The sequence below is a fragment of the Solwaraspora sp. WMMA2065 genome (assembly GCF_030345075.1).
Taxonomy (GTDB): domain Bacteria; phylum Actinomycetota; class Actinomycetes; order Mycobacteriales; family Micromonosporaceae; genus Micromonospora_E.
This window is the reverse complement of record NZ_CP128361.1, coordinates 6,328,631-6,351,544: the sequence shown is the minus strand read 5'-3', so window position 1 is coordinate 6,351,544 and position 22,914 is coordinate 6,328,631. Positions and strand designations below refer to the sequence as shown.

23 protein-coding genes and 1 pseudogene are annotated in these 22,914 nt (G+C 73.3%); 11 read left to right on the top strand and 13 right to left on the bottom strand.

Going from position 1 to position 22,914, the window contains the following annotated elements; all coding sequences use genetic code 11:
* Nucleotides 1–4 precede the first annotated feature (4 nt).
* The gene (locus O7610_RS28885; RefSeq protein ID WP_281553491.1) at nt 5–1,522 is read right to left on the bottom strand and encodes a sensor histidine kinase; all 1,518 of its coding nucleotides are present in this window, start codon (nt 1,520–1,522) and stop codon (nt 5–7) included.
* 40 nt (nt 1,523–1,562) lie between these two features.
* On the bottom strand, nt 1,563–2,633 hold the full coding sequence (locus O7610_RS28880) for an SIS domain-containing protein (protein WP_281567485.1): 1,071 nt from the start codon (nt 2,631–2,633) through the stop codon (nt 1,563–1,565).
* A gap of 315 nt (nt 2,634–2,948) precedes the next feature.
* Here O7610_RS28880 and O7610_RS28875 point away from each other — a divergent pair, with 315 nt between their 5' ends.
* Nucleotides 2,949–4,685, top strand: a complete 1,737-nt coding sequence (locus tag O7610_RS28875; RefSeq protein WP_281555455.1) for a tetratricopeptide repeat protein — start codon at nt 2,949–2,951, stop codon at nt 4,683–4,685.
* Between the two features lie 26 nt (nt 4,686–4,711).
* Here the strand turns inward: O7610_RS28875 and O7610_RS28870 are convergent, their stop codons facing one another.
* Nucleotides 4,712–4,927, bottom strand: a complete 216-nt coding sequence (locus O7610_RS28870; RefSeq protein WP_123605236.1) for a biotin/lipoyl-binding carrier protein — start codon at nt 4,925–4,927, stop codon at nt 4,712–4,714.
* 226 nt (nt 4,928–5,153) lie between these two features.
* On the opposite strand from O7610_RS28870, the gene O7610_RS30945 reads away from it, so the two are divergent.
* Nucleotides 5,154–5,228, top strand: a complete 75-nt coding sequence (locus O7610_RS30945) for a 50S ribosomal protein bL37 (RefSeq protein WP_370461611.1) — start codon at nt 5,154–5,156, stop codon at nt 5,226–5,228.
* Nucleotides 5,229–5,276: 48 nt separating this feature from the next.
* On the opposite strand, the gene rsrA is transcribed toward O7610_RS30945, so the two are convergent.
* From rsrA to O7610_RS28845, 5 genes are all read right to left on the bottom strand, one after another.
* Nucleotides 5,277–5,561, bottom strand: coding sequence for a mycothiol system anti-sigma-R factor (rsrA, locus tag O7610_RS28865; protein WP_123607142.1), 285 nt, complete (start codon nt 5,559–5,561; stop codon nt 5,277–5,279).
* Nucleotides 5,562–5,566: 5 nt separating this feature from the next.
* Nucleotides 5,567–6,388 carry a sigma-70 family RNA polymerase sigma factor gene (locus O7610_RS28860; protein ID WP_348650132.1) on the bottom strand — a complete coding sequence of 274 codons (822 nt, stop codon included), beginning with the start codon at nt 6,386–6,388 and terminating at the stop codon, nt 5,567–5,569.
* Nucleotides 6,389–6,720: 332 nt separating this feature from the next.
* Nucleotides 6,721–7,347 (bottom strand): alpha/beta hydrolase family protein, encoded by a 627-nt coding sequence (locus O7610_RS28855; RefSeq protein WP_281555454.1) that lies wholly within the window; start codon nt 7,345–7,347, stop codon nt 6,721–6,723.
* Nucleotides 7,348–7,484: 137 nt separating this feature from the next.
* Complete coding sequence (locus tag O7610_RS28850) at nt 7,485–7,877, bottom strand: WhiB family transcriptional regulator (protein WP_281553490.1); 393 nt, start codon at nt 7,875–7,877, stop codon at nt 7,485–7,487.
* Nucleotides 7,878–8,127: 250 nt separating this feature from the next.
* On the bottom strand, nt 8,128–8,898 hold the full coding sequence (locus O7610_RS28845) for an SOS response-associated peptidase (RefSeq protein ID WP_289212287.1): 771 nt from the start codon (nt 8,896–8,898) through the stop codon (nt 8,128–8,130).
* Nucleotides 8,899–8,946: 48 nt separating this feature from the next.
* On the opposite strand from O7610_RS28845, the gene aroA reads away from it, so the two are divergent.
* From aroA to O7610_RS28825, 4 genes are all read left to right on the top strand, one after another.
* Nucleotides 8,947–10,245, top strand: a complete 1,299-nt coding sequence (aroA, locus tag O7610_RS28840) for a 3-phosphoshikimate 1-carboxyvinyltransferase (RefSeq protein WP_281553488.1) — start codon at nt 8,947–8,949, stop codon at nt 10,243–10,245.
* 22 nt (nt 10,246–10,267) lie between these two features.
* Nucleotides 10,268–11,416 (top strand): ribosome small subunit-dependent GTPase A, encoded by a 1,149-nt coding sequence (gene rsgA / locus O7610_RS28835; RefSeq protein ID WP_281555453.1) that lies wholly within the window; start codon nt 10,268–10,270, stop codon nt 11,414–11,416.
* Nucleotides 11,417–11,482: 66 nt separating this feature from the next.
* Nucleotides 11,483–12,274 (top strand): histidinol-phosphatase, encoded by a 792-nt coding sequence (gene hisN / locus O7610_RS28830; protein WP_281553487.1) that lies wholly within the window; start codon nt 11,483–11,485, stop codon nt 12,272–12,274.
* A gap of 84 nt (nt 12,275–12,358) precedes the next feature.
* Entirely contained in the window at nt 12,359–13,402 is a 1,044-nt protein-coding gene (locus O7610_RS28825) for a hypothetical protein (RefSeq protein ID WP_475049187.1), read from the top strand.
* Here the strand turns inward: O7610_RS28825 and O7610_RS28820 are convergent.
* Nucleotides 13,378–14,610, bottom strand: a pseudogene (locus O7610_RS28820) (glycosyltransferase); the annotation flags it as partial. The gene O7610_RS28825 and the pseudogene O7610_RS28820 sit on opposite strands and share 25 nt — an antisense overlap.
* A 295-nt stretch (nt 14,611–14,905) precedes the next feature.
* Between O7610_RS28820 and O7610_RS28815 the strand changes: the two are divergent.
* Genes O7610_RS28815 through O7610_RS28805 form a run of 3 tightly spaced genes read left to right on the top strand, consistent with a single transcriptional unit; the run spans nt 14,906 to nt 16,723 of the window.
* Nucleotides 14,906–15,655 (top strand): ATP-binding protein, encoded by a 750-nt coding sequence (locus O7610_RS28815; RefSeq protein WP_281553485.1) that lies wholly within the window; start codon nt 14,906–14,908, stop codon nt 15,653–15,655.
* A 2-nt stretch (nt 15,656–15,657) separates the two neighbouring features.
* Nucleotides 15,658–16,113: a hypothetical protein gene (locus O7610_RS28810; RefSeq protein ID WP_289212285.1), complete on the top strand. Its 456-nt coding sequence runs from the start codon at nt 15,658–15,660 to the stop codon at nt 16,111–16,113.
* Between the two features lie 28 nt (nt 16,114–16,141).
* On the top strand, nt 16,142–16,723 hold the full coding sequence (locus O7610_RS28805; protein WP_281553483.1) for a DUF5709 domain-containing protein: 582 nt from the start codon (nt 16,142–16,144) through the stop codon (nt 16,721–16,723).
* 34 nt (nt 16,724–16,757) lie between these two features.
* On the opposite strand, the gene O7610_RS28800 is transcribed toward O7610_RS28805, so the two are convergent.
* On the bottom strand, nt 16,758–17,387 hold the full coding sequence (locus O7610_RS28800) for a response regulator (protein WP_289213709.1): 630 nt from the start codon (nt 17,385–17,387) through the stop codon (nt 16,758–16,760).
* Nucleotides 17,388–17,428: 41 nt separating this feature from the next.
* Entirely contained in the window at nt 17,429–18,664 is a 1,236-nt protein-coding gene (gene macS / locus O7610_RS28795; RefSeq protein WP_281553482.1) for a MacS family sensor histidine kinase, read from the bottom strand.
* Nucleotides 18,665–18,802: 138 nt separating this feature from the next.
* On the opposite strand from macS, the gene O7610_RS28790 reads away from it, so the two are divergent.
* On the top strand, nt 18,803–19,321 hold the full coding sequence (locus O7610_RS28790; RefSeq protein WP_281553481.1) for an ATP-binding protein: 519 nt from the start codon (nt 18,803–18,805) through the stop codon (nt 19,319–19,321).
* Here O7610_RS28790 and O7610_RS28785 read toward each other — a convergent pair.
* Nucleotides 19,302–20,240, bottom strand: coding sequence for a ribose-phosphate diphosphokinase (locus O7610_RS28785; protein ID WP_281553480.1), 939 nt, complete (start codon nt 20,238–20,240; stop codon nt 19,302–19,304). The two genes, O7610_RS28790 and O7610_RS28785, sit on opposite strands and share 20 nt — an antisense overlap.
* A gap of 56 nt (nt 20,241–20,296) precedes the next feature.
* Entirely contained in the window at nt 20,297–21,271 is a 975-nt protein-coding gene (locus O7610_RS28780) for an acetylxylan esterase (RefSeq protein ID WP_281553479.1), read from the bottom strand.
* Nucleotides 21,272–21,355: 84 nt separating this feature from the next.
* Here O7610_RS28780 and glpK point away from each other — a divergent pair, with 84 nt between their 5' ends.
* Entirely contained in the window at nt 21,356–22,894 is a 1,539-nt protein-coding gene (glpK, locus tag O7610_RS28775) for a glycerol kinase GlpK (RefSeq protein ID WP_281553478.1), read from the top strand.
* Nucleotides 22,895–22,914: the final 20 nt, after the last annotated feature.

Below are 22,914 nucleotides of genomic sequence, written 5' to 3'. Positions count from 1 at the left end.
GGAGTCACCTGCGGGCCAGCGGGACCACCAGCACCGCCTCGGTGCCGCCGCCCGCCCGGTTGCGCAGCTCGATGGTGCCGCGCAGCTCGCCGGTGGCCAGGGCCCGCACGATCTGCAGGCCGAGCCGGCCGCCCGCGGTCGCGTCGAACTCCGCCGGCAGTCCCTGGCCGTTGTCGACCACCGTCACGTGCAACTGCTTGCGGAACCGGTGCACCGTCACCACCACCTCGGCGGCCGGCTGCGACGCTCCGCCGCCCTCGCCGGCCGGCGGGAAGCCGTGCTCGACCGCGTTGAGCAGCAGCTCGTTGAGCACCATCACCAGCGAGGTGGCGATCTCCGCCGGCAGTACGCCGAACGTGCCCTCCCTGCGCATGACCACCTCGACCTCGGTGGCGGCCACTTCGGTGGCGGCGCTGGCCACCCGGTCCAGGATGCCGTCGAACTCGACCGCCTCGTCGCTGGACATGGCGAGGGTCTCGTGCACCAGGGCGATCGACGCGACCCGGCGTACCGACTCCTCCAGAGCCGCCCGCGCCGCCGGCTGCTCCACCCGACGTGCCTGCAGCCGCAGCAGCGCCGCCACCGTCTGCAGGTTGTTCTTCACCCGGTGGTGGATCTCCCGGATGGTGGCGTCCTTGGTGATCAGCGCTCGGTCCCGACGACGTACCTCGGTGATGTCGCGGACCAGCACCAACGCACCGATCGGCACACCGGCCGGCATCAACGGCAGCGCCCGGGTGAGCATGGTGGCGCCACGGGCCTCGATCTCCTTGCGGGCCGGCGCCTCGCCGCGCAGCGCGGCCAGGATCCGGTTGGCTGCGTCGGTGCCCTCCAGCGGGTCGTCGGCGAGCCGGTGGCACAGCGCGGCGAGGTCCTCACCCACCAGGTGTGCGGAGAAGCCGAGCCGGCGAAACGCCGACTGGGCGTTCGGGCTGGCGTACGTGGTCTTGCCGCTGGCGTCCAGCCGGATCAGCCCGTCACCGACCCGGGGCGCCGAGGTGGTCTCGCCCGGGTGCCGGGCTGGCGGGAAGGTGCCGTCGGCGACCATCTGGGCGAGGTCGTCGGCGGTGGTCAGGTAGTTCAGTTCGAGCTGGCTGGGGGTGCGGGCGGTGGACAGGTTGGTGTCCCGGCCGACCACCGCGATCACCCGCCCGGTCTCCCCGACGGTCGGGCGCATCCGGACCGGCATCGCCTCGTGCCGGGCCGGCGTGTTGCCGTACCAGACGGGGTCGCCCTCGCGCCAGATCCGACCCTGGTCGTACGCGATGGTCAGGTGCGCCACCTCCGGGCCGTCCACCGTCCGCCCGACCTGGTCGTCCTGGTACGCGGTCGGCGCCGTGGTGGGCCGGACCTGGGCCACGCACAGGAACGAGCTGTCGGCGTCGACCGGCACCCAGAGCAGCAGGTCGGCGAAGGACAGGTCGGAGAGCAGCTGCCACTCCCCGGCGAGCCGGTGCAGGTGGTCGATGTCGACCGGCCCGAGGGAGGTGTGCTCCTCGACGAGATCACGCAGCGTGGACACCCTCGTAGCCTGCCATGCGGCGGCGGGGCGGGCACAGCCGTCACCGGGTGGAGGTGACCTTGGCCAGCCCACGGGGCGCGTCCGGGTCCTCGCCCCGGGCCAGCGCGAGGGCCAGGGCCAGCTGCTGCGCGGGCAGGATGTCCAGCAGCGGCGCGTACCGCTCGTCGACGTCGGGCACCCCGATCACCGCGGCCGGACCGGTCACCGCAGCCGGACCGGTCGGGCCGGTCCCGATGGCGCCGGCCCCGGCCCCGATGGCGAGTACGTCGGCCCGCCGCTCACCGAGCCGGCGCAGCACGTCGCGCATGGCGGTGCCGCCGGGCCCGGAGCCGACCACGGCGAGCACCGGCACGTCGGGGTCGGTCATCGCCAGCGGGCCGTGCAGCAGGTCGGCTCCGGAGAAGGCGAGCGCCGGCAGGTACGACGTCTCCATCAGTTTCAGGGCGGTCTCCCGCGCGGTCGGGTAGCCGTACCCGCGCCCGGTGGTGACCAGCCGGGCGGCGAACCGGTAGCGCGGGGCCAGCTCGGCGGCAGTGGGATCGGCCAGCACCCGGTCGGCGAGCGCGGGCAGGGCGTCGAGGGCAGCCCGCTGGTCGGGCGGCAGCACCCCGTCGCCGGCCCGAATCCCCTCGACCAGCATCAGCAGGGCGAGCAGCTCGGCGGTGTACGTCTTGGTGGCGGCGACCGCCCGCTCGTGGCCGGCGGCGATGTCGACAGTGAGCTCGGCGGCGGCGGCCAGCGGCGATTCGGGGGTGTTGGTCACCGCCACGGTCAGCGCGCCCTGCTCCCGGGCCACCGCCAGCACCTCGGCGAGGTCCGGTGAGCCGCCGCTCTGGCTGACCCCGACGACGAGCGCGTCCCGCAGGTCGGGGCGGGCGCCGAAGAGGGTCACGGCGCTCGGTGAGGCCAGCCCGGCGGGCAGCCCGAGCCTGATTTCGCTCAGGTACGCGGCGTACAGCGCGGCGTGGTCGGAGGTGCCCCGGGCGGTGAACACCACGTGGCGTGGGCGGCGGCCGGCGATCGCCGCCGCCACCTCGGCGATCGGCTCGGCGTACGCCGGCTGCAGCAGCCGGGCGTAGCCGGCCGGCTGTTCGGCGATGTCAGCGGCCATCCCGGCGCCGGGGCGGGCGGCACCTGCCCCGTCAGCTGCCCGGTCAGCCGTCCCGGTCTGGTCCGCCACCGGCTTCCGCTGCGTCACGACGCCTCCCTGTCTGCGCGATTCAGCTTGAGCGGTGATCATTCTTGCACTTTTCGGCTGGCTTACGCAATGAAGCGAGCAGCAATGCGCAGGGGTACGACGTTTGGCGCTTCGTGCCCTAGGCTGCCGGAGCCAGGGGGGACGATCGGCTACGAGGATCGGAAGAACGTGTCCGAGGGATTGCACGACCCGCGGCTGGCCGCCGAGGGCGAGCTGGCACTGGCCCGGATGGCACTCGACGAGGGTGACTACCGGCACGCCGCCGACCACGTCGCCGGTGCGATCACACACGCGCCGACCCTGCCCGAGGTGCACGAGATGCTCACCCGGCTGGCCACGCGCACCGGCGGCGGGCTCGACCTGTTCCCGCTGGACGAGCAGGTCTTCATCGGCGCCGTGGTGGCCCGGGCGCATCTGCTGGCCGCCGCCGGCCGGGCCGGCGAAGGGCTCGAACTGCTGGCCGCCGCGACCGGGCACGCGCCGACCGTGGACTGGGCCGGGGTGCCCTGGGTGGGTGCCGAGGACCTGCCGGCCCGGCTCGACCCGGACCAGATCGCCATCGTGCTGATGCAGATCTGCGCCAGCGTGCCCGACCCGGTCCCCACCGCCGACCGGCCGCCCCTGCTGCCGTATCTGCGGCTCGCCGGGCACGCCACCGCCGCACACCCGGACCACGGCCTGCTGCTCGGCGCCAGTTCGGCGCTGGCCCGCCGGCTCGGGGAGATCACCACCGCGCTGGACTGGGCGACCCAAGGGGTCCGCGCCGAGCCGTCCAAGCTGGCCGAGGTGTGGCTCGGGTACGCGTACCGCAGCGCCGGGCGCACCGGCGCGGCGATCGCCGCCCTCCGCCGGGCGAGCGCCCACGACCCGGACGACCTGTCCATCTACGCCGACATCGCCGGCACCCTCGCCGACGTGGGGCGCCTCGACGAGGCAATCGACTGGATCGAGCGGGCGCTGGCCCGCAACCCCACCTTCGACTGCGCGGTGCACACCGCGTACCGGCTGCGCTACCGGCGGGACGGTGACCTGCGCCACCTGATCGCCCTGGCGGACTTCCAGCGGGACCACCCGGACGACTCGCACGAACACCACGACCTGGCTGAGTGCTGTCACGACCGGCCCTGGCTGGCCCGGCTGCCGGCGGCCGGTGGTCCGGTGGTCGCCACTCTCGAACGGGCGCTCACCCGTGGCCTGGTGCCGAGCCGGCTGTCGCTGCGCCAGCCGGAGCCGCCCAGCGCGATGCGGCTGCTCGGCACGGCCCTGCCCGGACTACCGGTCACCGTGGAGCGGACTCCGACACCGGATCCCCGTCAGCCACGCCGCACTTCGGTACGGCAGCTCTGGCGCTACGCCGGCTGGCAGGCCGACCCGGCGCTGGACCACCCGTCGCCGCAGGCGTGCGAGCGGATCCGGCAGATCGCCCAGCCTGTCTGGCACCACCCGCCGGCGGCGTACGACAGCGCGGTGATCCTGGCCACCCTCGACGCGGACGACCTGCTCGGCCTGCTGGTGCACCCACCGCCGCCAGCGGATCCCGCCGGCACCGACCCGGCCGGCTGGCTGCGGTGCGTGCAGGTGTGGGCCTGCCTGGGCATGCTGCACCACCGCACCGACGAACCCTGGCCCGACTCGACCCGGCGCCGGGTGCTCGTCGACGTGGCCTGGGGTGTCGAGGACTGGGCCGCCGAGGCCGCGCTGTTCGCCCTGGTCACCGCCGCCTGGGTGGATCCGGCGGTACGCCCGGACGTGGCCCGGGTGGTGGCGGAGCGGCTCGCCGACGCGGTGGAGGTCGCCGGGCACCGAACCGTGCCGATCCTTTGGTCGTTGGCCCACCTGGCCCTGGCGACCCCGGAGCTGGACCCGGACACCGCCAGCACGGCACGCCGGATCGCCGGCCGGTCAGCGCGGGTCCCGCGCCAGCGCCGGCCCGGTCTGATCCGTCGGCTGCTGGGCCGAGCCTGATCCCCCGTCGACCGGTCCGCAAGAACCTATTCGATGACCGCGATCAGGTCGCCTTCCTGGACCACGTCGCCCTCGTCGACGGCGAGCTTCTGCACCACCCCGTCGGACTCGGCGACCACCGGGATCTCCATCTTCATCGACTCCAGTATCACCAGGGTGTCGCCGTCGGAAACGGTGTCGCCGGCGGCGGCCACCACCTTCCAGACGTTGGCCACCATCTCGGCCCGGATCTCTTCGGCCATCGGCCGGCCCTCCTCCGTACGCCCGGCTCGCCGGGCGGCCCCGTCCCTCGCGCCGGCCCATCGGCCGGCCCGTCCCGTAACCACCGGCCCGTCCCGCATGTGCCGGTTGCGCGACATCCGAAAGGTATCCGATGACGTGCCCGTCGCGCATGCCGCTCGTCGGACCCGCCTAGCATCAACGGGTCAGCTCCCGGTCTACGGGAGACACCGTCCGACGGGAGGACAGATGGCCAAGAAGGCCCGTAAGAAGAAGGCACGTAAGAAGAGCGCCGCCAACCACGGCAAGCGCCCCAACTCCTGATGCCGTGGGTCGCCGGTCGGGCCACCCGGCCGGCGGCCCGCAGCAGGGTCAGTCCGGCAGGTACTCCCGCGAGTCCGCGTCGAAGACGAACTCGCTGAGCTTGGCGCGCAGCCGGTCCCGCAGCTCGGCCGGTGCCGTCTCGTTGCCACAGCAACGCGCGACGAGCGCCTTGACCTCCTGCTCGATGCCGTACTCCCGCAGGCACGGGGAGCACTCGTCGAGATGGTGCCGGATGAGTTCCCGCCGCTCCTCGGCACACTCCAGGTCCAGGTAGAGGTAGACCTCGGCGAGTACCTGACGGCAGTCCTGGTCGAACGAGTCACCGCCTTGCACGATCGTCACACCTCCTGGCCGGCCGCGGCGGGCTTGGTCGAGCGGACCCGGTTGAGGCCGCGATCGGTGGCGTAGCGCTCCAGCATCCCGCGCAGATTGCGCCGCCCGCGGTGCAACCGGGACATGACCGTCCCGATCGGAGTCCCCATGATGTCCGCGATCTCCTTGTAGGAGAAGCCTTCGACGTCGGCAAGGTAGACGGCGAGCCGGAAATCCTCCGGCAGCTGCTGCAGGGCCTGCTTGATGTCGCTGTCCGGCAACCGCTCCAGCGCCTCGGTCTCGGCCGATTTCAGTCCGCTGGAGGTGTGCGACTCGGCGGCGGCGAGCTGCCAGTCGGTGATCTCCTCAGTCGGCGCCTGCACCGGCTGGCGCTGCCGCCGACGGTAGGAGTTGATGTACGTGTTCGTCAGGATGCGGTAGAGCCAGGCCTTGAGGTTGGTGCCCTCCTCGAACTGGTGGAAGGCGGAGAACGCCTTCAGGTACGTCTCCTGCACCAGGTCCTCGGCGTCGGCCGGGTTGCGGGTCATCCGCAGCCCGGCCGCGTACAACTGATCGACGAAGGGTAACGCGTCACGCTCGAACCGCGCGCGCCGCTCGTCTGTCCGCTCTGATCGGGTCAACCGCTCGTCCCCCCTCGACTGTCCCGCCGAGGATACGCGCAAAGGCTGGCCGGCCGTCGCGGTTCGACCAGGTGTGCCCGTACTCACCGGTTGTGTGGCAGGCTGACCCGTCCAACGCGGGGCGGGCTCACCGACCCGCCGCGCGGCTGACGCCGGCCGGACCGGTCCGAGGGGTCGGGACGGCCCCGGCGCGGCAAGCCCTTCCAGGGTCCGAAATTCGGGTGACCATTCGAAGGCGTCCCGCAGTCGACGGCCACCGTCGGGCTGGCCCGCGGGCTGCGTCGCGCCGCGTATGTGGATGCGCACCGGTTCTCCACCCCTTCATCGAGACTTAGCTCCCGGGGTAGTAACGCGGGCCGGGTGGTAGCGCATTCCAACCCGTCCCGGCCCCGGAACCCGGTGACGGGCTCCGGAACCGGGAAGGGCCTGGGAGTTCCCGCGGCGGTGTCGCCACCGCGGCGCTCCGGACGCCGGCTCGGCGTCGCGGACACCCGATGCAACGACGGGTACCGGGCGCCGGACACGGCCCGGCCGTGCGGTCACCGGCCCGCCCAGCCGTGCCGGACCAGCCAGTCGACCACCACGTCGGCCGTGCCGGCAGGGTCGACCCGCAGATCGTGCCGTTCACCCGGCCGGACCACCACGTCTCGGCCAGCCGCCGGGTCCGGCACCCCGAACGGGTCGCGGTCGCCGTTCACCACCAGGGTCGGCCGACCGGTGTCGAGCTCGTCCGCCCGGGTCCGCTCCGGACGACCGGGCGGATGCAGCGGGAAGGCGAGGGCGACGACCGCGTCGGCGTGCACCGCCGCAGCCGTACGACAGGCCACCCGCGCCCCGCTGGACCGTCCGCCGACGATCAGCGGTGGCGCGGGGGTGAGCCCGGCGACCACCTCGGTGACCACGGCACGCCAGGCCTCGTCCAGGTGGTGGGCCGGCGCGGGAGCCCGCCGACCGGCGACCCGGTACGGCTGGGTCACCAGGGCCACCGCAACCGCTGCCCGGGACGCCGCCGAGCGCACTGCGGACAGGTCGGCGGCGGTCACGTCGCCGCCGGCACCGTGCCCGAGCACCAGCAGACCAGCCGGGGGCACCGGCGGGACCGTCAGGTCGACCCAGGCGGTCCCGCGCGGCGTCGGCACCGACCGCCGGTCGACGCTCGGGCCCACGGTTGCGCCCGGGTCGGCCGGCTCGCCCCGGCCCACCGGCCCGCCCGGGTCCACCGCCTCCGGCTGGTCCGGGTGGCTTCGCTTCACCGGACCATTGTGCCGTGGTCGCCGGGCGTACCCGCCTGGCAACGCCCCAATCAGCTCAGCGGCACCAGGGTGAGCAACCGGTCGCGGACCGGGGGGCCGGCTTCGTCGACCGGACCGGGATCCGGACCACCGGAGTCCCGCCAGGCCACCTGCATCGCCCGGCGTTCCCGTGGGGTCGTCGCCCCCCAGACGCCGTGGCTGTCCCCGGCGTCGAGCGCCCAGGCCAGGCACGGCCCCTGGACCGGACAGGTACGGCAGAGCGCGACTGCCGCGTCGGCCGGTTCGCTCGGCGCGGGAAAGAACGTCTCCGGGTCGACGCTCTGACAGACCCCATGAGTCCGCCAGGCCTCGTCGAGGCGGCGTTCCGCCATCGCTGTGAGCAGCCTGGGGTCGCGGCGCGCGGCAGCGACCTCGTGTGGACGGGGCATTCGCGCCCGTGTCATTACCCACCTCCCCCGTGGGAACTTAGACATTGATCAACATCGTTCATCTGCGGCGAATCGGAATCCACTCTCGGCGCTGGTTTCTATCGCACTTCGGCAGGCGCAGACAAGGGCCTGCATCGATTCTGGGGAAAATACGTCTGGCGATTCGGTCCCAACACTGGCAAACCTCCACCTGCGTAGTCGGCCGATCACCGAACGCGGGACCCTGGTGCCGCCGCCGAGTGTGGGAGCGGTACCATCCGCAGGGTCAGAAGAGCTCCGGCTGCGCCGTCGGACCAGCCGGCCCCGACCCGCCCCCCGGAGCGACCCGTTGCACCAGTTCAGCGGCGTTGTTGCGGACGTTGCCGACCGCTGTGCCCACCGGCCGAATCTCGATGAGGTCCAGGTAATTGTCATCCGGCGCAGCCAACAGGGCGGTGCCGTCCACGTCCGGATCGAGCCATTCGGCCCAGCGGTCCTCCGGCAGCAACAGCGGCATTCGATCATGAACCTCGGCGAACGGCCCGACCGCCGCAGTGGTAAGCACACTGCTCGTGATCATTGGCTCGGCCCGGCCCCATACCGACCAGAGACCGGCGAACGCCAGTACCCGGCTGTCGACCGGGGTCATGAAGTACGGCTGCCCGCCGCCGCGCCGGGCACCGGGCGGGCGTACCCACTCGTACCAGCCGTCGGCCGGCACCAGGCAGCGACGGCGGGCGAACGACGGCGCGAACGCCCTACTGGTCGCGACCGTCTCCGACCGCGCGTTGATCATCCGCGCGCCGATCCGGGGGTCGGCCGCCCACGGCGGTACCAGGCCCCACCGGGCAACGCTCACCACCCGGCGGGCGGCCGCCGGATCGGCGCGCGGCTGCGGCTGGCCGGCCCGGTCGCCCCGGGACAACCGCACGATGGGCACCGGATCGGTGGGTGCCGCGTTGTAGTCGGCCGCCAGCGGGCCGCCCGTGTCGTCCAGCGCCTCGAACAACGCGGAGAGATCCGCCGCGCTGCGCGTGGTCGCGTACCGCCCACACATGGTGCCCAGGCTAGTTGGTCGGCCCGGCGGGGTTGGCACACTGTACGGGTGCCTGAACTGAGCAGCGTCCCGCTGCACCAACCGTGGACCGCACCCCGCGCCGCCGGTCCGGTCCGGTCCACCCTCCGACTGCCCGGCTCGAAGTCGATGACCGCCCGCGCCCTGGTGCTGAGTGCGCTCGGCACCACCCCCGGCGGCGTCGTCCGCCCGCTCCGGGCCCGGGACACCACGCTGATGGCCGCCGGCCTGGCCGCGATGGGGACCGGGATCGACACCGGCTCCGCGCAGCGCTGGCCGGTCGTCCCGGCCGCACTGCATGGCCCGACGCACGTCGACGTCGGCCTTGCCGGCACCATCATGCGGTTCCTTCCGGCGGTGGCCGGGCTGGCCGACGGCCCGGTCACCTTCGACGGCGACCCGCAGGCCCGGGCCCGCCCGCTCGGCCCGCTGCTCGACGGTCTGCGCCACCTCGGGCTGCGCATCGACGCCGCACCGACCAGCGGCCTGCCGATCACCGTGCACGGCACCGGGCAGGTCGCCGGCGGCGAGGTCGACGTCGACGCCTCGAAGTCCAGCCAGTTCGTCTCCGGGCTGCTGCTGGCCGCGCCCCGGTTCACCGGCGGGGTGCTGGTCCGGCACACCGGAGCGGTGCTGCCGTCCGCCCCGCACATCCGGATGACCGTCGAAATGCTGCGCGCCGCCGGCGCGGTGGTGGACGACTCGGTGCCACAGACCTGGCGGGTCGAGCCGGGCGAACTGCGCGGGCGGGACTGGCCGATCGAGCCCGACCTGTCCGGCGCGCTGCCCTTCTTCGCCGCCGCGCTGGTCACCGGCGGCACGGTCACGCTGGCCGACTGGCCGGCGCAGAGCGCCCAGCCGGTAGGCCTGCTGATCGAGCTGATCGAGCAGCTCGGCGGCTCGGTCACGGTCGACGCCGACGGGCTGACCGTACGGGGCACCGGCACGGTGCACGGCGTCACCGTCGACCTGCGCCAGGTCAGCGAGTTCACCCCGGTGATCGCCGCACTCGCCGCACTCGCCGACGCGCCGTCGCGGCTGACCGGCGTCGCCCACATCCGTGGACACGAGACCGACCGGCTGGCCGCGCTCGCCGCCGAGTTGACCGGGCTCGGTGCCGCGGTGACCGAGCTGCCCGACGGGCTGGAGATCGCCCCCGAACCGCTGCACGGCGCGGTGTTCCGCACCTACGACGACCACCGGATGGCGCACGCCGCCGCCGTGCTCGGGCTGGCGGTGCCGGGCGTCGAGTTGACCGACGTCGCGTGCACGGCCAAGACGCTGCCGGAATTTCCGGCACTATGGTCGGCGGTGGCGGCAGGAAACTGACCGCGACGGGAAGGAGCCGATCCTGGCCGGCAGGCGCAGGGAGTACGACGAGGACGACGTGCGGGTACGACCCCGCCGGTCGTCCCGGCCGCGTACCCGCACCCGCCCGGCGCACGACGACGCGGTCGACGGTTTCGTGGTCACGGTCGACCGGGGCCGCTACGGCTGCGTGCTCACCGGCCCGCCGGCCACCCAGCCGGTCGCCGGCCCGCCTCCAGTGGTGACCGCGATGCGGGCCCGGGAACTCGGCCGGCGCGCGGTGGTGGTGGGCGACCGGGTCGCGCTGGTGGGCGACGTCTCGGGTGACGCCGGCAGTCTCGCCCGGATCGTCCGGATCGACGAACGGGCCTCGGTGCTGCGCCGTACCGCCGACGACGACGAGAGCACGCCGGAAGGTCGGCTGGAACGGGTGGTCGTCGCCAACGCCGACCAACTGGTGATCGTCAGCGCGTTGGCCGACCCGCCGCCCCGGACCGGGTTCATCGACCGTTGCCTGGTCGCCGCATACGACGCCGGGATCGACCCACTGCTCTGCCTGACCAAGGCAGACCTGGCCGACCCGGCGCCGGTTGTCGACTACTACCGGGACCTCGACCTGGAGTACGTGCTGTGCCGACCCGGCGGTGACCTGACCGACCTGCGGCGCCGCCTGGCCGGTCGGCTCTCGGTGCTGGTCGGGCACTCCGGGGTCGGCAAGAGCACGCTGGTCAACCGGCTCGTGCCGGAGGCGTTGCGAGCGGTCGGCACGGTCAGCGCGATCGGCCGGGGACGGCACACCTCGTCCAGCGCGGTCGCCCTGCGGCTGCCGTACTCCGGCGTGTCGCCCGACGGTGCCGACACGCCGGCCGACGATGCCGATGTGGGTACTCGGGCCGACGCGCGGGTCGTCCCGGCCGGCGATCCCGGATGGATCGTCGACACGCCCGGCGTACGCAGTTTCGGGCTGGCCCACGTGTCGGCCGAGAGCCTGCTGCACGGCTTCGCCGACCTGGTCGAGGGGAGCCTCGATTGCCCGCCGAACTGCGAGCACACCGGCGACGCCGACCGGTGCCGGCTGGGCGGCTGGGTGGCGGCCGGCAACGCCGATCCGCGCCGGCTGGCGTCGTACCGACGGCTGCTGGACTCGCGGTCCGGGGACACCGAGACGGGCCGTACCGCGACCCGCGAGTGAGCCGGCCGAACCTTGCGCGGTAGGACATCCGACCATTGCGGTGAGTAATCAGATACCTTTCCCGCCATGGCCCGGTACGCCGACGATCTCTCCCTAGCCCATCTGCTCGCCGACACCGCGGACTCGATGTCGATGGCCCGTTTCCGGGCGCTCGACCTGCGGGTCGAAGCGAAGCCGGATCTCACGCCGGTCTCCGACGCGGACACCGCCGTGGAGAAGGCGCTACGCGCCACCCTGGCCCGGACCAGACCCCGCGACGGGGTGCTGGGCGAGGAGTTCGGCGCGTCGGTCGCGGCGGCGGGACCCGGCAACCGGCAGTGGGTGATCGATCCGATCGACGGCACCAAGAACTTCATCCGGGGCGTACCGGTGTGGGCCACGCTGATCGCCCTGATGGAAGGGGATCAGCCGGTGGTCGGCCTGGTCTCGGCACCGGCGCTGGGCCGACGCTGGTGGGCCGCAGTCGGTCACGGAGCGTACGCAGGACGACACACAGCCGCCGCGACCGCGATCCGGGTCTCCGGGATCCGCCGCCTCGCCGACGCCAGCTTCTGCTACTCCTCGCTGACCAGTTGGGAGGAGTCCGGGCGACTACCGGCCATGCTGGACATCATGCGGTCGGTGTGGCGCAGCCGGGCCTACGGAGACTTCTACGGCTACATGCTGGTCGCCGAGGGCGCGGTGGACGCGATGGTCGAACCGGAGCTGTCGCTGTGGGACCTGGCAGCGTTGATTCCCATCGTCACCGAGGCGGGTGGCACCTTCACCGATCTGACCGGCCGGGCTGGCCCGGCCGGCGGCAGCGCCGTGGCCAGCAACGGCAGGCTGCACTCCGACCTGCTGCACCGGCTCAGCTGACCGCAGCCGGTCTCAGATGGAGCGAATCGAGCGACCGTCTATCCTCGCCGGGTGACGTCGACCGGTTGGTGTTTTCTCGCGGCGATGATCGCCACGTACGGCGTCGCACACCTCTTCCAGGCGGTGGCCGCCGCCCGCACCACGGTCCGCCGCTGCTTCGACCCCGGTCTGCTGCTGCGACTCGCCCGGCAGCCGGTGTACCTGATCGGCCTCGGCTGCCAGTGCCTCGCCTTCGTGCTGGCCTTCCTCGCCCGGCGGGACCTGCCACTGTTCCTGGTCCAGGCGAGCGTGGCCGCCGCGCTCGGCGTGACCGCCCTGCTCGGGGTGCTGACCATGGGCTGGCGGCTGCCAGCCGCCGAGGTGGTCCTGCTGGTGCTGCTGCTGGTCGGAGTCACCGCGCTGGTCGTCGCCGCCCGACCCGCGTCGGCGCACCCGCTCGGCCCCCGCGCGGTGGCCGTCATCGCCCTAGCCGGCCTGCTGATCTCCGCTCTCGGTGCCGGGGCCGCCCGGCTGGACGGCCCGGCCGCAGCCGTCCTGCTCGGACTGCTCGCCGGGTTCGCTTTCTCCGCCGCCGCGGTCGCCTCCCGGCCGCTCGCCGGCACCGCCAGCTACCGGGACCTGGTCACCGAACCACTGCTCTACCTGCTGATCGTGCACTCAGCCATCGGTCAGTGGCTGATCGGCCTGGCGATGCAGCGCGGTTCGGTCACCGCCGCCATCGCGGCGATGGACGCGGCGGGCGCGGTCCCGGCCGCCATCGTCGGCCTGCTGCTGCTCAACGACAAGATCTGGCCCGGACGCGAGTGGCTGGCCGCGGTCGGTTTCCTGATCACGCTGGCCGCCGTGCTCGGTCTGACCCGGTACGCGACGACCCAGCACGCGCCCGAGACCACGCGGCCGGCCTGGGCCGGTAGCCCGGGCCAGGCAGACCGGACCGACAGCACAGGTCAGCCGGCCCGGATCGGCGTGGCGGCGGCCTCCGCCGGTGCGGTCGCCTCGATCCCCGCCAGATCGATCTCCACATCGACCGGCTCGACCGAATCGCCGTCGGGCAACTGCCCGGAGACGACGCCGCTCGACCCCGCCGGCACCGGGCCGCCGTGGCGCGACCCGAGCACCCGCTGGTAGAGCCGTTCGATGGCGGCGGCGGTCCGGTCCCAGCCGTACCGGCACCGGACCCGGTCGACCGCCGCGTGCCCGTACGCGAACCGCTCGGCCTCATCGGCGAGCAGCCGCCGCAGCGCGACGCCGAGCGCCCGGACGTCGCCAGGCGGCACCAGCCGACCGGTCACCGCGTCCACCACGCAATCGGCCACCCCGCCGTGGGCGTACCCCACCACCGGCACGCCGCACGCCATCGCCTCCAACGCCACCGTGCCCACCGGCACGTACCGGCTGGTGCAGGCGACCACATCGACCGACCGGTACAGCTGCGGCATCTCCCCGGCCGGAACCGCGCCGATCAGCTCGATCTGGTCGGCCACCCCGTACCGGGTGGCCACCTCCCGCAGCCGCCGCGCCTCCGGATGCCCGGCCAGCTCGGCCCGGTCGGGCCCGCCGGCGATGAGCACATCGACGTCGCCGACCAACCGGAGCGCGCCGATCAGCTCGTCATGCCCGGAGCCGGGGGTGAGGTCGCCGACGGCGAGCAGCCGGCGACGCCGCCGGACCGGCGGCGTGGGGTCCGGCGCGAACCGAACGGTGTCCACCCCAGGGGGAATCATCGCGACCGACGCGCGGTCCCGCCCCATCCGGGCCAGTTCGTCCACCTCCTCGTTGCACTGCGCGACGGCCGCGTCGACCACCCGGCACAGCGCCTGCTCGAGCGCGATCCGTTGCCGCGGCCCCCGGTAGCCCGGACCCAACTGCCGCTGCTGTTGACCACCGATGCTGTGGAAGGTCTGCACCAGCGGAACCCGGCTGCGGCCGACCGCGCTGGCGGCCGCGAGACCACCCGGCCAGAAGTGCCCGTGCACCACGTCCGGCGTCCACTCCCCGTCGTCCCACTGACCCGCCAGCCAGCGCCCGAATTCCGGCAGGTGGGCCAGCAGTGCGGCGGTGCCGAGCCTGGTCGGCGGACCGACCGGCACCCGGACCAACTGGTAGCCGGACGACGACTCGCCGTCCGGCTCGTCCGGTCCGGTCCGCCGCTGGTAGACCCGGACGTCGTGGCCGAGAGCGGCCAGTTCGGTGGCGAGCCGGGCGACGTGCTGCCGGGTGCCGGTGACCGGCTGCCCGGCGGTGTCGAGACGTCCGGGGTCACGCTGTGCGAGGTCACGGTGTACGGGGTGACCCATCGCAGCTCCATCGTGGGCAGACACCAGACCGACGCGCATCTTCACCTCCGTTGCTCGTCACGGGTGCTAGCGGTTCTTTCTAACCCCTGCGGTACGAGGATTCCTCCGGTTCCGGCGAGCACCACCCTCGGGTGAGATCCACGGGTGAAGTACGACGACCACGCCGGTGGTATGACACGCCCAAATCGGGGTACCCGTACGCATGGCAGCGACCGGGACGCAGAGCAGCCGCTTCCGCCCAACGGGTACGTCGGGGCGGCTGACGATCGGGCCTGATGGGACCGGGCCCGATGTCCTTGTCGCCGGGCCGGTACGGGGTGCCGGGAGGAGAAACGTGCCGACCGACCTGCGATGCGTGCTGGAGTGCGACCCGACCGATCCGGTGATCCGGCTGGTCGGGGTGCTGGACCGGCACGCCGTCGACGACGTCCGTGCAGCGTTGCTGGACTGCCTGGCCGACCGGGCGGCCCCGGTCGCGGTGGACGTCTCCGCAGTACGCGACGCCGCGCCCGCCGCGTTGCTGCGGCTCGGCGAGCTCGCCCGTACGGTCGCCGAGTGGCCGGCCGGCGGCTTCGTCTGCTGCGCCGCGCCACCCGGCACCGGCCGGGCCTGGTCTGCGGCAGGGCTGACCGTACTGCCCGACACCACCCTGGCGGCGGCGCTGGTCGACGGCGCTCCGCCGGCCGCGCCACTGAGCGCCGAGCTGGATCCGGTCGTCGGAGCGGCGCGGACCGCACGGGCGCTGCTCGCCGAGGGCTGCCGCCGGTGGGGGCTGCCGCAGCTGGCCGATCCGGCCGCCGTGGCGCTCACCGAGCTGGTGAACAACGTGGTGGTGCACGCCGGCACGCCGATGTCGGTGCGGATCGGCCTCCGGGACGGCCGGCTGCGGATGTCGGTGCGCGACGGCTCGGACGGCCTGCCCACCCCGGCCGGGCCGGTCCCGGTGGCACCGAACGCGCTGGGCGGTCGGGGCATGATGCTGGTCGAATCGGTGGCGCGGCGGTGGGGCTGTACCCCGCTGCGCGGCGGCAAACTCGTCTGGGCGGCCATCGATCCGGCGGACCATCCACAGGACGGAGACTGACAGTGGGACGGCACGACAGTTCGACCGGCCCGGCCCGGCTCGCCCTGCTGCTGGCCGGGGTGGCGGTCGGCTACCTGCTCGGCAGCCGGACCAGGTCCGGCGGAACCGACGTCACGACGGGGCCGGCCGTGGACCAGCCGACGGCCGGAGCCGCACCGGGCCAGCCGCCGGCCGCCGGCCCGGTGCGGGTACGGCCAGCGGTGGCGCCTGCCGGTCAACGGCCCGGGACCGACCTCGGGTACCACCCGGGACGGCCGGCGGACGAGGAGTTCGCCGCCGACGTGGTGAGCGGATCATCTGCAACCACCGCCTCGCACCCGTACCAGGTGCCGGCCGGTCGGACCACGGCGACGCCGGCGGCACCGGTCGGCGACCCGGCCGTGCCGACCGGCGCGGACGGTGACGACGCGCCGCCGCCGGCGCGCCGGCGCCCCGACCCGCCCCGGCCAGGTGTGTGACCGCCACCGACCCGGGTAATGGGACGGCATGCGTACAGACGACTTCCCCCGGCCGGTTTCCGACCCGGAGTCCGAAGGAATCCCGCAGACCGCGGACGACGACTCGACCGCGTACGACGACGTGGCCAGCGGCCGCGAGGCCGACGGTCCGGACCCGGAGAGCATCCCGGGCGACGTGCCGGTGGCGGTGGACCACTTCGGCAACACCGCCCAGGAACAGCTCGACGGGGAGTCGTTGGACTACAAACTCGCCCGTGAGGCGCTGGGCAGGCCGGTGGACGATCCACTCAGTGGGCCGGTCGACCAGGCGCTCGGCGACGAGGCCAACAGCGAACAGGCCGCCGCCCAGGCGCAACGCGACGCTGACGTGCTCGACCCCGGCCCGTACTCGGACCCGAACTCACCGGTCTCGCTCTACGACCACGGTCGGCTCGGTGGGGCGGACAACGGAACGGTGGGGCGGCTGGTCGAAGCCGACGAGGGAGCACACACCGACGACGAACCGGACTCGGTGGCTGCCGACGCGGGAGCCGCCGGTGGCGGGGCCAGTGCCGAGGAACTGGCGGTCCACGAGGCCGAGTCGCCCGAGGACCACCCGATCGGGCGCTGACGGAGCTGTCGCCAGCCGGCTGGCGACGGTTCCGTCAGTCGTCCAGGCCCCGTTCGATCGCGTACCGGGTGAGCTCCACCCGGTTGTGCAGCTGCAGCTTGCCCAGGGTGTTCTGCACGTGGTTCTGCACCGTCCGGTGGGACAGCCCCAGCCGGCCAGCGATCTGCTTGTACGACAACCCTTTGGCGACCAGCCGCAGCACCTCGGTCTCCCGGTCGGTGAGCCGGGGCTCGTCCCCGGCGGGCCGCGCGGCGGCGGCCAGCCGGCGGTACTCGCCGAGCACCAGTCCGGCCAGTCCCGGCGTGAAGACGGCCTCCCCGGTCGAGGTCCGCCGGACCGCGTCGAGGAACTCCGCCGGGCCGGCCGACTTCAGCAGGTAGCCGGTCGCGCCGGCCTTGACCGCGTCGAGCACGCTCTGCTGTTCTCCGCTGGCCGACAGCATCAACACCCGGACGCCGGGCTGCTCGGCCAGCATGCCGCGGATCACCTCCACCCCGGAGATGTCGGGCAACTGCAGATCCAGCACCACCACCTGAGGTCGGGCCGCCGCGCAGATCCGCACGGCCTGGCGCCCCTCCCCGGTGGTGGCGACCACCTCGTGGCCGGCCTCGGTCAGGTCCCGGGCCACCCCTTCCCGCCACATCGGATGGTCGTCGACCACCATCACCCGGATCGGATCCACCGCATCCGCTGGCGCACCTGCCGTCACCCGTACTCCTCCACCGTCGTGTCCGGGCTCGGCACCCGCAGCTCGATCTCGGTGCCCGCGCCGGGCTCCGAGACGATCCGTACCGTGCCGCCGATCTCGGCGACGCGCCCCTCGATCGACTGGCTCACCCCGAGTCGACCCTGCGCGGCCGCCTCCGCCAGCCGACCGGGTCGGATGCCGCACCCGTCGTCCCGGATCGACACGGTAACCGCGTCCGGCTCCTCTTCGACCAGCACCCACACCCGCGCCTGCGGACCGCCGTGGCGCACCGCGTTGTCGACCGCGGCACCGAGCGCCGCACCCAGCTCGGCGGCGAGCCGACCGGGCAGTAGCACCGGCTCGGCCGGGGTGGCGACCGAGACCCGCGACGACGCGTACCCGTTGACCACCGACCGCAGGTCGACCGGCCCGGCGACGAGCGCCGCCGGCGGGTCGGCCGCTGTCCGCCCGTCCGCCGCCGTCGCGGCGGGCTTGTCCGGCGGTACGGTGACCCGGCTGGTGACCAGCGCCCGCAACGCGGCCTCCTGCTCCCCGGCGAGCCGGGCCAGCTCACCGGCCTCGCCGTCGAGGTCGGCCCCGCGCCGGGCGACCATCGCCAGCACCTGCAGCACCGAGTCGTGGATGTCGCGGGCCAGCCGTTCCCGCTCCCGGGTCGCGGCGGCCAGCTCCCGGGTCGCCGCCTCCAGCTCGACCGCCCGCTGCAACCGGTCCTCGGCCGCGCCGATCAGCCGGGCCACGTGCCCGACGGCGATGCCGGCCAGCAGCATCAGCACACCGGGAGTGACCGACGACTCGTTGAGCCGGTCCCGTACCGCGAGGTCGGCGGCGGTCAGCACCAGGGCGGCGGTCGCCCCGAGGCGCCGGCCACCGGCGACCGCCCAGGCCAGCACCGGACCTGCGAGCCAGGCGACCGCGATGGTCGGCACCCCGCCGGCCAACGCGGGCCGCCCGATGATCCACGGGCTGACCAGCAGCGGGACCAACGCGACGAACAGGTCGGCGGCGAGCAGCGGCCAGCGACGCAGGTGGGGCCGGGCGTACGCCCAGCTGGCGGCGACCGTCCAGGCGATCATGCCGAGCAGGACCGGGACGGCGACGAGCGGATGGGCGTAGTCGGCGGCGTTGCGCGCGTACAGCACCAGCACATAGCCGAGGGCGGTGAACCGGAACACCGCGAGAGCCCGCCACAACGGGACGATCAGGGTGCCTACCGGGGCGGGGCTCTGCCGCACCCGCCGACGATGGCACACAGCCGAGCGGCCGGCGAGGGCTGGTCGGCCTAACACGCCCGGACCGATGTGCATTTCCCCACAGGTCAACGTAGGGTGAGAATGCCGCGAAAGCACTGACGATCAGCAGCCGGATGGGCCATGACCGACGCAGATCCCCCGTCATCGCGTACGGTCGTGCCTATCGACCCGATGGATCTGCTCAGCGAGGCCTTCGACCGGTCGCAGGTCACTGACCTGCGACATCACGTCGCATCGTGCGCCAGTTCGGCCGGGATGAGCGGCCAGCGGCTCGACGATTTCGTGCTGGCCGTCAACGAGCTGATCACCAATGCGGTCCGGCACGGCGGCGGCCAGGGCTGGCTGCGGATGTGGCGTGACACACAGTCGATGAACTGCGAGGTCGCCGACAACGGGCAGGGCATCGGGTCCGACCGGCTGCGCAACCGGGACCGCCCGGCGCCGAACACGGCGGGCGGCTGGGGACTGTGGCTCACCGAGCGGTTGACCGACACCATGGCAGTCGCCACCGGCCCGGAGGGCACCACGGTACGGATCAGCCTCGGACTGTCCGGCCCTGCGGCGTCCGGGGCCGGGATGTCCGAGACTGCGGCGTCCGGGGCCGGGGTGGACGATCCGGTCAGCCGAACAGGGCGCTGACCGACTCGCCGTTGTGAATCCGGCGCATCGCCTCGGCCAGCGCCGGCGCGACGGAGAGCACCTGCAGCTTCGGCACCCGTTTGGCGGCCGGAATCGGCACCGTGTTCGTGCAGACGATCTCCAGCACGCCGTCCTGGTCGCTGAGTCGGTCCAGCGCACCGCTGGAGAACAGCCCGTGGGTGCAGGCGATGCGGATCGACCGGACCTTCAGCTCCCGCAGGTGGTCGATCAGCTCGATCACCGTGCTGCCTTTGGCGATCTCGTCGTCGAGGACGATCACGTCGCGGTCGACGACGTCGCCGATCACCGCGCTGATCTGCACCCGGTCGTCGCTGAACCGCTGCTTGGCCCCGGCCGCGACCGGCAGACCGAGCATCCGGGCGAAGGCGGCGGCTTCCTTGGCGTTGCCCAGGTCGGGTGAGACGACCACGGTGTCGGTCAGGTCCTGGTCGTGGAAGTGCGCAGCGAGCTCGCGCAGCGCGTGCAGGTGGTCGACGGGAACGCTGAAGAAGCCGTGCACCTGCGGGGAATGCAGCGTCATCGCGAGCACCCGGTCGGCACCGGCGGAGACCAGCAGGTCGGCGACGAGTCGGGCACCGATCGAGATCCGTGGGGCGTCCTTCTTGTCCGACCGGGCGTACGCGTAGTGCGGTAGCACCACGGTGATCCGGCCGGCGGAGGCGCCCCGGGCGGCGTCGAGCATCAGCAGCAGCTCCACCAGGTGCTCCTGCACCGGCGGCACCAGCGGCTGGATCAGGAACACGTCCCGTTCGCGGCAGTTCGCCTGCAGCTGCACCTCCAGGCAGTCGTTGGCGAACCGGGACACCCGCACCGGGTGCAGCGGCACGTCGAGGTGGGTGCAGATCTCCGCAGCCAGCTCGGGGTGGGCGCTGCCACTGAACACTGCGATGTCACGCACCAGGTGATGGTAGGTCAGCCCCGGACGGGCGCAGTCGGCGAGACCCTCGGCCGGGCTCAGCCGAGCTGCTTGCGCACGAACTCGATCGACAGCTGGTCGAAGTGCGCCCGGCCACCCTCGTGCCCGTCCCACTCGTACACCTCGATCTCCTTCGGGCCGGCGTACGCGTGGTGGGCGGCGAAGACTGTCGACGGCGGGCAGGTCTGATCCATCAGCGCCGCGCTGAACAGCGCCGGGGCGGTGGCCCACGGCACCAGGTGCGCGGCGTCGACGTAGTCGACCGTGGTGAACGCCGCCGCGGCCCGCTCCGGTTGGATCCGGCAGAACCGGACCAGCTCGTTGTACGGGTCGGCGTCGGTGATCGTGACGGCGCGGCGGATCTGGCACAGGAACGGCACCCGGGACACCACCGCGCCGACCCGGTCCCCGGCGAGCGCGGCGGCGGCCAGCGCCAACCCGCCGCCCTGGCTGGTCCCGACCACGGCGATCCGGGACCGGTCGACATCGGGCAGGTCAGGGGCGATCTCCACCGCTCGGGCCGCGTCGGTGATCAGCCGGCGGTAGTAGTAGCCGGCCGGGTCCAGCACACCCCGGGTCAGGTAGCCCGGCGTGGTCGGCCCGGACCCGTCCGGCCCGGCGTCCGGGGTGTCCCCGCCGCGCCACGACCCGCCCTGGCCCCGGGTGTCCATGACCAGGTGGGCGAAGCCGGCCGAGGCCCACAGCAGCCACTCGTGTGGGCGGCCGCGGCCGCCGCCGTACCCGATGAACTCGACGACGACCGGCAGCGGCCCGGCGGCGCCCGACGGCACGTTGAGCCAGCCTTTGATCTCCTGGCCGGCGAAGCCGGTGAAGCTGACGTCGTACGTGTTGATCATGCGCAGCGCGGTTTCCACCGGGGTCGCCACCGGCGGCACCGCCATCGACCGGGCATCGGACAGCGTCTCGTCCCAGAACTCGCGCAGATCCGCCGGGGGTGACAGCTCAGGCTGGTAGCGCCGCAGCTGATCGAGGGGAAGATCGAACCAGGCCATGGCGGCACGCTACCAGCGCCGGCCGACCCGACGGGGACCGATGTCTGCGGCCATGCCGGCCCTGGCTACGGCCATACTGGCCCGATGACGGAGCAGACCAGCGTGGCCACCGCCGGGCGGTACGTCGCCGCCATCGACCAGGGCACCACCTCGTCGCGGTGCATCGTCTTCGATGCGGACGGCGCGATCGTCGCCATGGCGCAGCGGGAGCACCGGCAGATCTTCCCCCGGCCAGGCTGGGTCGAGCACGACGCCGAGGAAATCTGGGCCAACGTCGAGCAGGTGGTCCGGCAGGCACTGGCCGATGCCGGCGTTGGTGCCGGCGCTGGTGCCGGCCAGCTCGCCGCGATCGGCATCACCAACCAGCGGGAGACCACCGTGGTGTGGGACCGGGCCACCGGCCGCCCGGTGCACCACGCGATCGTCTGGCAGGACACCCGCACCGGGCCGCAGCTGCAGCGGCTCGGCGCGGCCGTCGGCGAGCAGCGGCTGCGGGAACGCACCGGGCTGCCACTGGCCACGTACTTCGCCGGGCCGAAGGCGATGTGGCTGCTGGAACACGTCGACGGGCTGCGTGAGCGGGCCGAACGCGGCGAGGTGCTGTTCGGCACGATGGAGTCCTGGCTAATCTGGAAGCTCACCGGCCGGCACGTCACCGACGTCACCAACGCCAGCCGTACCCTGCTGATGGACGTGCGCACGCTGCGCTGGGACGAGGAGATCCGGTCCGCGGCGGGCATTCCGGCCGCGATGCTGCCGCAGATCGTCCCGTCGGCCTCGATCTACGGTACGGCGGACAGCTCAGTGGCTGGCGGTGCGCTGGCCGGCGTGCCGGTCGCCAGTGCGCTCGGTGACCAGCAGGCGGCGCTGTTCGGGCAGACCTGCTTCCAGCCCGGCGAGGCGAAATGCACCTACGGCACCGGCAGCTTCCTACTGCTCAACACCGGTACGAGTGCGGTCACCTCGCAACACGGGCTGCTGACCACGGTGGCCTACCAGATCGGTGACGCCCCGGCGCACTACGCGCTCGAAGGTGCGATCGCGGTGACCGGCTCGCTGGTGCAGTGGCTCCGCGACAATCTGGGGCTGATCTCCAGCGCGGCGCAGATCGAGCAGCTGGCCCGCAGCGTCGACGACAACGGCGGCTGCTACATCGTGCCGGCGTTCTCCGGACTGTTCGCCCCGCACTGGCGGGCCGACGCCCGGGGCGTGGTCACCGGGCTGACCGGCTACATCACCAAGGGACACCTGGCCCGCGCGGTGCTGGAAGCGTCGGCTTGGCAGACCCGTGAGGTGGTCGACGCGATGAACGCCGACTCCGACGTGGCGCTGCGCCGGCTGCGGGTCGACGGCGGGATGACCGCCAACGGGCTGCTGATGCAGTTCCTCGCCGACGTCCTCGACGTGCCGGTGGTCCGCCCGGCGGTCAGCGAGACCACCTGCCTGGGGGCGGCGTACGCGGCCGGGCTGGCGGTCGGCTTCTGGCCGGACCTGGACACGCTGCGCGCCCAGTGGCGGGCCGACGCGCACTGGCGGCCGGCGATGTCGTCGGCGCACCGGGACCGGGAGTACGCCCAGTGGCGCAAGGCCGTCAGCCGCACCCTCGACTGGGTCGACGACTGACGGCAGCTTCATCGCCGTTC